The organism is Geodermatophilus sp. SYSU D00691 (genome assembly GCF_054050275.1).
Genome location: NZ_JBJGYZ010000004.1, coordinates 82,644 through 94,372, shown reverse-complemented (window position 1 = coordinate 94,372; position 11,729 = coordinate 82,644). Strand labels below are relative to the sequence as shown.

The 11,729-nt window shown below is 66.5% G+C and carries 5 protein-coding genes; 4 read left to right on the top strand and 1 reads right to left on the bottom strand.

The annotated features are described in order from the left end of the window. Nucleotides 1-564 precede the first annotated feature (564 nt). The 4 genes from ACI797_RS04180 (at nucleotide 565) to ACI797_RS04165 (ending at nucleotide 6,707) form a co-directional block, all read left to right on the top strand. On the top strand, nucleotides 565-1,920 hold the full coding sequence (locus ACI797_RS04180; RefSeq protein ID WP_456857246.1) for a 3'-5' exonuclease: 1,356 nt from the start codon (nucleotides 565-567) through the stop codon (nucleotides 1,918-1,920). After that, nucleotides 1,917-2,621: a DarT ssDNA thymidine ADP-ribosyltransferase family protein gene (locus ACI797_RS04175; RefSeq protein WP_456857245.1), complete on the top strand. Its 705-nt coding sequence runs from the start codon at nucleotides 1,917-1,919 to the stop codon at nucleotides 2,619-2,621. The genes ACI797_RS04180 and ACI797_RS04175 overlap by 4 nt, the downstream gene beginning before the upstream one ends. Continuing rightward, on the top strand, nucleotides 2,618-4,426 hold the full coding sequence (locus tag ACI797_RS04170; RefSeq protein ID WP_456857244.1) for an ADP-ribosylglycohydrolase family protein: 1,809 nt from the start codon (nucleotides 2,618-2,620) through the stop codon (nucleotides 4,424-4,426). The genes ACI797_RS04175 and ACI797_RS04170 overlap by 4 nt, the downstream gene beginning before the upstream one ends. Nucleotides 4,427-4,991: 565 nt before the next feature. Next, nucleotides 4,992-6,707, top strand: coding sequence for a hypothetical protein (locus ACI797_RS04165; RefSeq protein ID WP_456857243.1), 1,716 nt, complete (start codon nucleotides 4,992-4,994; stop codon nucleotides 6,705-6,707). 37 nt (nucleotides 6,708-6,744) lie between these two features. Here the strand turns inward: ACI797_RS04165 and ACI797_RS04160 are convergent, their stop codons facing one another. Then, entirely contained in the window at nucleotides 6,745-11,253 is a 4,509-nt protein-coding gene (locus tag ACI797_RS04160) for a DEAD/DEAH box helicase (protein WP_456857242.1), read from the bottom strand. Between the last annotated feature and the right edge of the window lie 476 nt (nucleotides 11,254-11,729).

Genomic DNA, 11,729 nt, shown 5'->3' with positions numbered 1-11,729 from the left:
GGCGTCGGGTTTTTGACATGGGGGTCTCCGCTCGTTCAGAGGAATCGCGAGGTCACGACGATGACCCCAGCAGGCAACCGCCGTGGTTATCGTCTGGACTGGGTACTGACTTCGCTCGAACCAGCCCGCTCAGTTCCCACGCGCGGTCGCTCCGGCTGGGAAGTGGGGATTCGGCAGGTTCGCCAGCGTAGTTTTGGGCCTTCAGGTCACGAGCCCAGCAGCAGACTCCGCGAGCATCAGGGCTCAGCGCCCTTCGCAACCCGGACGGCCGGTGGGGCGGACGGGCCACGCTGGGCGGTCTCCTGCGTGCTCTCGCCGAAGTCCGGGCCCCCCTCCCCCCTCGCATGCGGAGCCGGTGATCACTTGACGCCAGGTATGCGTGTAGCGTGCGTCACAGCCTCCGGGTTCGCCCTCGTCGAGGGCAGCCAACCTCCTGCCCGGCGGCCCTCAACAAGGAGGTTGGACGATGAACTCGTCCAGGCTGCGGGCTCCGTGTGTGCGCCCTTCCGCCCTCGGGCTGGTTCGGGGGTGACGCCGCTGAGGCCGCGAGGCCGCCAGGGGTACGTGGTCAATCTGCCGCCGCAGGGGCATCAGGTTGTCTTGGGGACCGCCGGGACCGGCAAGAGCACCATGGCGATGCTTCGCGCCGACCACCTCGCTGCGCCGACCACACGGAACTCCGGCCGAGTCCTGCTGGTCACGTACAACCGGGCGCTGATCGCCTACCTCCGGCACCTGCTCCCGTCGGCGTCGGCGAACATCACGATCGAGACCTACGGCAGGTTCGCGCGGGGATACCTGAACAGTCGCGGCCAGATGCCGCGCTGGGGAGGCATTGCCACGCCGAGCCAGCGCCGCATGTTCATCCATCAAGCCCTCGCCGAGGTGGGGCCTCGGCATCCGAGGTCTGGTGTCCTCCAGCGGGAGATGGCCTTCTTCCTCGACGAGTTGGGGTGGATCGCCTCGATGGGCATCAGAACGCTGACGGAGTATCAGGCGGCCCGCCGGTACGGCCGCGAAACGGGACTCAACGAGCGCCAGCGAGAACGGGTGTGGGAGGTCTACGTCGCCTACCGCAACTACAGGCAAGCCGGAGGACCGCTGTACGACTGGTTCGACCTCGCGACGAGTGTGAGGGAGGCGCTGGCCACCGACTCCGGACCGCGGCTGTACAGACACATCATCATCGATGAAGGGCAGGACCTGTCCCCGGAAGCGGTGCGCTCCCTCGTGGAGGCAGCCGATCCGGAGGGCTCGGTCACCTTCTTCGGCGACTATCACCAGGCGATCTACGGCCAGGGGCTGTCGTGGCGCGCCTGCGGACTGAACATCCGCCAGGTGGAACGGTTCCAGGACAACCTCCGCAACACCGCCGAGATCGCCGCGTTGGCCATCGCGATGGCCAAGTCGGACGCGATGGTGGGCGAAGTCGAGGATCTCGTCGAGCCTCTGCAGCCGAACGCCGCTGGCGCCAAGCCCACCTTGGCGGCGTGCCGCGGTCGAGCACACGAGATCGAGGTGGTCCAGGCGCAAGCGAGGAACTTCGCCGGGGGCGGCTCCGTCGCAGTGCTCGCGCGCACATGGCAAGACGCGCAGCGGGCAACCCGCGGGCTCCCGACCCGGAAACTGAATCCTGATCTGGCCGAATGGGACGGCGCCCCCGGCATCTACATCGGCGCCTACCACTCCGGCAAGGGGCTGGAGTTTGACGCCGTGATCATGCCGTTCCTTGGCGCCGACACTGTTCCCCACCCCGACGTCGTCGACGCGTTCGGGGAGGACGAAGCCGCTTCCCGGGAAGCGAAGTTGCTCTACGTGGGCATCACCCGCGCAAAGTCCGACCTGCTGATGACCTACAGCGGCAAGTTGACCCCGTTGCTGCCGCAGGACCCCCACCTGTACGTCGAGGTGATCCCTTGAGTGAGCCGACGGTCGCTGAAGTGCTGGCCGGACTGGCTGTGACTCGGCTCGCTCACTTCACTCCCGCGCGGAACGTTCCGGGCATCCTCAAGGACGGCATGATCCGCAGCAGCAAGGACCTCGCTGATGCGGCTCCCGAGTCGTTCTCCCCGACCGACAGGCAGCGATTCGATGCGCATCCCGACCATGTCTGCTGCTCGTTCGAGTACCCGAACGTCTACTACCTGCGGCAAGCCCGGGCGAAGCCCGAGTACACCAACTACCCGGACTGGGCCTGCCTGCTGATCAACCGTCGCGTGGTCGAGCGCGATGGCACGCTCTTCTGCGGATGCAACGCCGCGAAGGGCTGGGGTGGGTACCTCCGACCCGGGGGCACGGCCTTGGCGGACCTATGGGCGGACCCGTCGATACCAGTGGGGTACCACCGCGGACCGAATCACCATCCGGCCGTTCCGACCGACATGCAGGCCGAGGTGCTGGTGCCCGGGCCGATCCTTTTGTCAGATGTGCACGCGATAGTGGTGAAGGACGCCGCCACCGCAGCGGAGTTGTTCGCGACCTATCAGAGGTGGGACTTGACGCCCGAGCGACTGGAGTGGCGGATCGCTCCATCCTTCTTCGCCGTGAACGCGCTGGTGACACGGGTCCGCAACGGCGGCACCATCGAGGAGATCGGTTGGGAACCGGAGGGAGCGACGTGACGGCACCCTTCAAAGCCGACCCTGCACGAGTCCGCGGCCTATTGGTGGGCGCCGCCGTCGGTGACGCCCTCGGCTGGCCGCAGGAGGATCGAAACAACATCATCGGGGGCGCGCGAGCCCGCAAGGTCGACCCCCAATCCCGCTTCAGGGCTTGGCGACGCAACGCTGGAACGCAGTACGCCCGCTATGAGGACCCGGTTCGTGAGGGCGAATACAGCGACGACACGCAACTGCTACTCGCCGTTGCACGTGCATGCATGCGTGGCGACGACTGGCTGCGCTGGATGACCGAGATCGAACTGCCCACGTGGCTGCTCTATCAGCGCGGCGGCGGTCGAGCGCTCCTGACTGCCAGCCGCGCCTGGGCGGACGGTCATCCCCCGTGGGCCAAAGACTCCGATCGTGTGACCGCGTACTTCAATGCCGGAGCCAACGGCGTCGCGATGCGCATTGCCCCCCACGCAGTCGCCACGGCGGAGGACCCAGACCCACGGCGCCTCCTAGATCGGATCGTCGCCGATGGACTGGGCACGCATGGTCATCCACGCGCCCTCGTCGGCGCTTGTATCCATGGGCTGGCGATTCGTCACGCCCTCGCTCGCCGGGGAACCCTCGGATACGGCGACCTGATTCATTCACTTCTGGACGACGCGTCCTGGCGAGACGACACCCTCCTGGATCGCGCCGCTCCCACCGACTGGCATGACGGCTTCCGTAGTGCGCTGAAGGAGGACCCATCGGCGGTCTGGAAGACGACCGCCGACGAGGTCACGGACCTACTACTCCTAGCCCTAGAAGCACTGCAGGCCGGGGCTATGGCCAACGACGACCAGGTCCTCGAACGCATGGGGTGCTTCGACAGGAAGCGCAACGGCGCTGGCACGGTGAGCGCCGCTGCCGCGCTGTATCTAACGGCCCGGTCGGCGGCCCGTCCGATGAGCGGTCTCCTTCGTGCAGCATTCGTCCAGCGCGCCGACACGGACACCCTCGCCTCGATGACTGCGTCACTGCTCGGAGCCGTGCACGAAGTGGACTGGCTGGGACCCCTGGCCACCGCAGTCCAGGACTCTCCTTACATCTCCGAAGTCGCTCATAGCCTCACCCAGCGAGCCAACACCCTCACCGACGTTGTTGACGAAGCGGTCGATCAGGAAGGCGTCCGGAAGGCGCTGACTCGGCTCCGCGCTGATCTTGGGAAACAGGAAGCATCGATGCTCCTTCTTCCCGACGGCCGTCCCGTGGAGGTCGTGGAACGCCATTCCTTGGCAACCAAGGCCAACGCGATGGTCGAACGCGTGGTGGGACGGACTGTGGATGGTCAAACCCTTGCCTTCGACAAGCTCAGTCGAGGCCGCAAGGCGGACGCCACGCGTTCCGGACCGGTCGACGCACCCCGGGATGTGCAAGTTCCGGCGGCACTTCAGCCGCCGCCCGTCGCGACAGACTCGTCCACCACAGCAGCCCGGATCATGTCCGTCAGGCTCAAGGTCCGTGACCTCGGCCGCGCATCCGGGTTCTACGCAGACACGTTTGGCCTGACCAGCGAACCTGGGTCCGACAAGACCGTCCTTGCTGGCTCTCTCATCCTGCAGCGGGCCCGACCCGATGAGTCCGTGGGCGCGACGAACCGCGTAATGGTGACGATTGGCGTCCGGCACCTAGGTGATGTCGTGAAGAGACTGGACGAGGCGGGCTACTTCTACGAACCGGTGGGCCAGCCTGACCAGAAGCAAATATGGCTGCGCGATCTTGACGGCAATCCCCTACACGTCTGTGAACTCTCCGCGGGCGGTGGAATGGCTTAGCCCTCCGCTGACTCACCCGCTGCATGCGCAATCCACGGGACATGCCGTTCTACCGTCGGAGGGCCTGATCTCCGCCCGGCTCTCAGACCTGGCTCCGCGCGGACTACCTCTGTCACCCCTGGCACCTAACGTCCAGCCATGGCTCGAACCCACCTCGCACGGTCGTTGATCAGGCCCGTGGCCTCTCACCGTGGCCGCCGTCCAGCGGGCGCTGAGAACATATGGCAGCCTCAGCGGCTTCAGGCGTGGCCGAGCGTGGCTCGTCTCATTCGTCAGTAGCCTCAGGGGATGCGGGCGAGGGAGGGTCTGGTGGCCCGCAGGTGGTCGGATGCCTGACTGCTCCACGTACCTGGAGTCGGCCTTTCCCTTCGTAAAGGTGTCCCGCCTGGTGGAAGCCGATCGGCGCGCGCCCGACCCTGCCTACCAGGCGCATCGCTGGTGGGCTCGGCGCCCACCTGCCCTCGTCCGTGCGGCACTACTCGCAGCGACTCGGCCAGCGGACACGACGGCGCGTGCCTTCTGGAAGGCGTACGCCAGTCCTGAACCGCACCTCTCGGGGCTGACCGTGTCCGACCCGTTTCTGGGTGGTGGGACCACCCTCGTCGAAGCCGCACGCCTCGGAGCCCGTGCGGTCGGGACCGACGTGGACCCCCTCGCCGTCGCGCTCAGCCACCATCAACTGGCCCCACCGGACAGCAGCAAGGTACTGGAGGCCGGGCTCCGACTATTTGCTTGCCTCCGAGCCGACTTAGGTCACCTGTGGCCGGAGTTCGATCCAGCCGCCTGGCGGCCTCTGCACTACTTCTTCGCCCCGGTCGTGACCTGCCCGGCCTGCCTAAGCGAGGGGCTCCTGTACCGGTCACTGGTCCTTGCGCGCAGCATCGGGCTCGCAGGTTCTGTGGTCCGAGACGCCGCGATCGTGGCGTTCTGTCCGGACTGCCGACGCCCGCAGAACCTGGACAAGGGCAGCGAGACGCTGAGTTGCTGCGGCCGTACCCGGAGCCTCACCGAGGCAACCTTCACCCGCGGTCGTTACACCTGCCCGGCCTGCGGGGCCCGGAACCAGCATGAGTACCTGCAGACGGCACGTGCACCACAGGCACTTCTCGCCGTTGAAGAAATCCCCGTCGATGGCACCCGTAACGGTCGCGCGCACCGCCGGATCCGCGCCGCAGAAGTAGCCGAACAGACGGTGGAGGCCGCCGCGCTGACCTGGATCGCCCAGTCCAGCGTCACTACACCCGCGGACGTTCCGCTCACCACGGCGTCGAAAGATCAACGACCCATTAGTTTCGGCGTCGACACTGTCGGCAGGCTTCACACACCCCGGCAACTCGCATACCTCGCCTGGGCTCAACACCTCATCGGCCAGATGACCGAACCGGACGAGGTGAAGACGGCACTGCGGCTGGCCGTCTCTAGCACCATTACTTCGAACAACCGGCTATGTGGCTACGCAACTGACTACGGACGCCTGGCCCCGCTGTTCAGTGTTCGAGCGTTCGCCCTCCCGGCGCTCACCGTCGAGTTGAACCCCCTGAACCCGGATGGCGGACGTGGAACGTTCCTCGCCGCACTCAGCCGGGTCACTAGGTCCTGCGATCAGACCGTCAAGCGCAGCGTGTTCGACGTCCACGGGCAAGTCCAGGCTGTCTCGATGACGCTCTCCCGCGGTCACGCCACCCACGACGTTCGATGCGCGGATGCGACCGCCGAGGACGCGACCCTGACGCCCGAGGCCGGAGACCTCGCCGATGTTTGTCTCACCGATCCTCCATACTTCGACTTCATCGCCTACGACGCCCTCAGCCAGGTGTATCGCGCCTGGCAGCCCGCTCCGGCCCTAGCCGGAACTCCACTTCACCCGGAGGGCGACGATGCGGTGGGCTCGTTTGGGACTCGGCTCGGCGCCGCACTGACCAACGCGACGGCGGCGTCCAAGCCCAGTGCCCTCATCGCATTCACCTACAAGGGCGACGAAGATGCCTGGAGCGCCGTGGGTCTGGCACTGGATGAGGCGAAACTGCGCGTGACAGCGCTGTGGCCGGTGCTCGCCGATCCCCACATGGGACACCACGCGTCCGACGGCAACTGCGAATACGACATGCTGGTCGTCACTCGCCCGATCAGCGTCACCCGGGGATGTCCCGCGGCCGTCACGAGCCCGCAGCGGTGGATCAAGGCGTTGCGAACGGTCCGCAAGGTCTCATCCGCCGACCAGAACAACATGCAAGAGGCGCTCGCGATGGCGGCAGGCCGGTGGGGAACCGTCCTTCCTTAATAGGGCCTGAGACGGTGCCCCCGACGACGCACCGAATCTACGACCAGCGCAGGCTGGCAGGCTGGATCTTGACTGTGCCGTTGTCGTCCCAGGCGAGGCGGACAGGGCTGCGGTGCCGACAGCGGGTGTCGGCGAACGCCTTCAGCAGCCTGCTTGCCCGGAGCACTTCGATGTCGGTCGGTAGATGCTGCAGCAGTTCCTCGCTGACGAGAACGATGATTTTGGCCCGGGCCCGGGAGGCCATCACGTTGAATCTGTTGAGGGACTGAAGGAACTCGTCCTCGTCGGCGATCGTGTCGGGGTCTCCGACCGCGTAGGAAGCGACCATGATGTCGCGCTGCTGACCCTGGAACCGTTCGACTGTGTCCACCGCGGCCCGGACGAGACTTGGCTGGACACCAGGCAGCACCCGGCTGATGAGGCTGCTGATCATGCTCTGCTGGGCTCGGTGCGGCGTGACAACGCCTAGTCCCGTGGCGAAGAGCCCTTCGATGGCATACGGCGTAGTGGAGGGCGGAACGGGATGACCGGCGGGGACGGATTCTCCGTTCAACTGGTCAGCAAGGCGGTCGTGGAGGAGCCACGCCAGACCGGCGACGACTTGCGCCTCGAAGCGATTGGACTGGCTGGATAGGCCGTCTCGGTAGACGAGGCAGGTAACCGGGCGGGCCGGGTCGAGCAGCAGCGGCAGGTCCGGTGACCAGACAAGTTCAGAAGGCCACCCGGCAGGTGGCTCCTCGTCGCTGGGCATCGCGCCCAGAAGATTGAGCCGCAGGCGCGGGTTGTGAGCGACGAGGCCGGGCGGGTAGTCGGCGTCGCGAGCCAAGGCAACGATCTCGTCGTTCGAGCGGTAGTTCACGGTGAGGTTCTGCGACGACACCCCGTGGTGCTTGGCGATGAAGTCGTAAATGCTCCCGACCAGGTGCTCGGTGCCGTCCGGCGGCTCCACCTGGTGGATCGGCGGCAGTTGTAGTGGATCGCCCGCGACGACGACGGACCCTCCGGGCGCCAAGGTGGCCAGGGGCAGGACGGCGTTGGCGACGTCTACCTGACTGGCCTCATCGATAACGATCAGGTCGAACAGGGGCGCGGTCGGTCCCGCACCGGTCGCCTCGGCCAGGCGGTGAATCTGCTGCGCGCTTGCTCCCACCACGGTGATCTCAGTCCGGTTGGCAGTGAGCCGGTCCTGCAGCGACTGCTGGGTCGCGTCGGGGTTTCGTGTGACTCGACAGTCGATGACTGGCGCCACCGCCTCTTCGCGGTTGCCGGAGCGGCATCGCCAGACCTGTGCGGGCAGGCCCATGCTTTGCACGATCTGGGCAACGTCGGTGAGAACGTTGTCGATCGCGTTGTACGTGGAGGAGGCGACAAGGACGCGCAGTGGCTTCCGGTCGGCAGCGGCGTCGTAGACAGCGCCAGTGACGATGTTCGTGACGGTGCGACTCTTACCTGTCCCGGGCGGGCCCCAGAGAAGCGCCAGCCGGTGGGTCAGAGCGTGGTCGAACGCGGACCACTGACTCGGGTTGAGATCCCGTCGGGCGGCGACCAGTGCGGCCTTCGCCGCGGTGATGTTGCGCAGAACTGGGGTAGCCGCCATCGCTTGCGCGTCCCAAAAGACGTCTTCCACGGGTACCGACGCGGCGGCCTGGGGAGTGGGAGCGGTTCCAAGGGCGCGGGCGGCAATGGGCGAGGCCACTGCCTTGGGGGTTCGGCCGATGGCGCGCAGGGTGGCCTGGAGTTTGTCGGAGAAGAAGTCCTTAGTGGTCTTCTCCATGCTGACGTGGCGATCCAAGGACAGGAGACCGGTGGCGAGCAGCGCCTGCCGGGCGAGGGCCTTGTATGTACCCATCTCGACGACGGCAAGGTTCAGATCGCGGTCGAAGCGGACCAGGGTGGCGCTGAGGACGTCGGTCATGGCCGCGAACTGGTCCTGCCCGAAGTTGGCAAGGATGTTCGGGGCGATTGGGCCCGCCATCTTTCGGACGAAGCGTCCAACCGTCCAGTCCAGGATCTCGACCATGTTCTCCGGGACCAGGGCGCAGAGGAAGTCGCCTTCCTTGAAGTTCGCCTGGGCGCTGTTGGGACGAACTTCGTACACCTCGTGATCGAGGGTGCCGGTCATGTTCAGGGCCTGGAAGGCATCGGCTCGTTCGCGACCGGTGAGTCGGCGAGGAAAGCGCGCTGCAACGAACCGGGCCTCACGCTCGTGCGGCGGCATGGCGCGGCGGCGCGCGGCTTCTTGAGCATCCACGGCGTGGTTCAACTTGGTGAAGGCGAGCAAGAGCAGTTCGTCGGCGGTCAGCCGGGCAACGTTCTGGGGCGGGGCAAGCACGGGGTGTCGGGGCGCACGCCGACGCAGCAGGTCCTGCTCACGCAGGTCCTGCCGGAGCCGCTTGGTTACCTCCTCGAGCGCCTGCAGCCGTGTGCCGACTGCTCGCTGGAGGTTCGTGATCGTGTTCGCGAAGTGAGGACCCCGTCTCCAGACGTCGTGAGCCCGCTCGCTGGGAATCTGGTCGGAGAGCGGGTCTTCCCAGTAGGTCGGCATTCGGAACTGGTCGTAGGGGGGCTGGATACCCCTCGTGTGGTAGAGCCGGGCGGTGCTGAGCAGTGAGTAGTGGTGGCTGATCGGCAGGGCGAGCAGTGACCGGACGGCGTCGCCGACGATGGTGATGACTGGGTCGGCCATCAGTCGCGCGGACTGGAGGATCTGCTCGGGAGGGAACAGCCAGGCGAGGGTCCTCAGGCCGTTGGGTGCGGCGAGGATCGCTTGGAGGTGCCGTCCGACGATTCGGCAGAGGTGCCGATACGTCAGGTCGTCCCAGATGTAGAACTGGATAGTGGATAGGTCGCCTTGCGCGGCGCCTCGACTGGCGTCCTCGGAGCGGACGTACTGGATGATGCTGTCGATCTGGGCGAGGAACTGAAGGAGAACCTCTTCCTCGCGCTTCAGCGTCTTGCTGTCGACGACGAACGCCTTGGGGCTGTTCCACGCCCGGAAGTTCGGTTGCGCGGGTCGGGGCTGACCGAAGGGGGTCGGCTCGCTCCAGAACCCGCTCAGTCCCAGAGCGAGGGTGATGGCGCTAGAGGCGTCGAAGTCGGCGGTGATGTACACGCTGAGGTCTGACCAGACGGGGAGCACAGCGCTGGTGCCCGCCCGGGGGGCGATGCCGGTGACGTCGCCGGAAGTGAGGGACTCGGCCCGACTGGCGATGACGGTCCGCTGGCCACGTAGCGAATGATGCAGGTCGAACGCCGGATCAGTTGGCGGGAGCGCGGCGACCGCGCTCACGGTGCCGCTGCCCGCTCCCTTCAGTAGCGCGCTGGCACCGCGGCCGACGAAGGCGATCTGCGAAAGGTGACCGGTGGCGGCGGCGGTGGGAAGGCAGTGCAGAGGGTCCACACCGCTTCTCGACCCCCAGGCCTGACCGAGGAAATCGCAGCCGCGGCAACGCGAAGTGACGTGAAAGGGAAGTTCTTGCCACGGCTGGCTGAGCACCTCGGGCAGCGTGACGTTGAAGAAATGCTGGAGGGTGCTGACGAACACCGGCAGCGGTGCGGTCTCAAGATCCGCCTGAATACCAGCGAAGGCGTCGGAGGGGGTCAGAGCCTGCCCGCTCTCCCGCGCAGCCGCCTGCGCAGTCACGAGCGCGCTGGCCTCGTGAGTCCCCGGCCAGATCGCAGGATCGGGGCAGACCACGAAGTCGCCGTCCAGGCCGTGGTCGACCAGCCACCCAGCGAGAGCCACGCTGTAGTACACGACCTCGGCGAAGTACCCCGGGCCCGGCTGAGATGTCAGCTTGATGTCGATAACGCGGAGTTGGCGTCGGCCGTCCCCCTCGGGAAGATCCATGACGGCCCCGTCGGGATGGACCACTTGGGCCGACGAGCCCGGTGAGCGGACCTCGATGAGATCCGGGCGCAGATTGTCGAAAGTGAGGCCGTACGTGGCTACCAGCGGCGTCACGTTGAAGCCGTCCTGGAACGCGGCGCCCACTTCGAACGTGTGCTCCGCCAGGAACGTCTGGGGGACGGCGCCGGTCAGGCTGTTCATCAGGGGAGTGCTTGAGAACTCGATCCCCGATGTCCTTGTAGAGCGCTTGCGCGTGCCGACCAGGACGTGCGAACCCAGCACCGCATCCAGTTCCGCGAGTCGGCTCGCAGCCCACTCGTCCCCAGCCTGAGCGATCGCGCTAAGGCCCGGGAGTGGCGGTTGCTTGGGCGGCATGCCGAGCGCCTGTCGCTCCGGGTTGTCCTTCGTGTCCGGCGCCAACAGGATGCGCAACTGCTTCTGGCACTCAGTACCCAGAAACCGCGTCAGCGTGTGCTTCCCCAGAACCGGCACGACGAGCCTTTCCTTGGAACGTCCAGGACACCTGCGCGCCGCCGTGGTCACCGAATCGGAACTGAGGCGGACGGCAGGCACAGTAGGCGGAGGTACCGACAGAACTCGTCCATCGCGGATCGTGCCGTCCAGTTCCACACCGATCGCCTGGCCGAGATCAACCGCCGCGGGGACTTGCCAAGGCCATGAGGAGGCAGGCAGCATGCCCCGGATGTCGAACGAACGTTCGAGCGACCGTCGGACGCGTCGCTCCAGACGCGTCCGGATCCCTGACGATCCTATGGACCGCGCGTACTTCTACATGGGCTGGGATGGGCGCAACGGTCACCTCCCGTGCGGCGAACGGCACTGCCCTGCGTGTCGGGCGACCCTCGCGGCTATCGACGCCGACTTCGAGCGATTTCCTGTACGGACGGCGTCTCACCCCGCCGAGGCGGCAGCCCGGGCGCTCATCAGGGACTTCTACATCGATCCTGCTCGATCGGGCTTCGACGCCTCGCGGCTTTGCTAGACGTGCGGATCGGATCTCCGGCTTTCCCTAGTCCTCGGAAGGTTTCGGAGACGAGTAAAGCCGGTAGATCGCCGACCGGTCCGTGCGCGGCCAGAACGGGCCGCGGAGGATCTCGTTGGCATCCGCGACGGCGCGGAGAAGGTCTCGCAATCCTGCTTGGTACTGACTA

Coding starts and splice junctions, on each gene's coding strand:
- ACI797_RS04160 (WP_456857242.1), bottom strand. CDS start 11,253: ATGCTGCCTGCCTCCTCATGGCCTTGGCAAGTCCCCGCGGCGGTTGAT.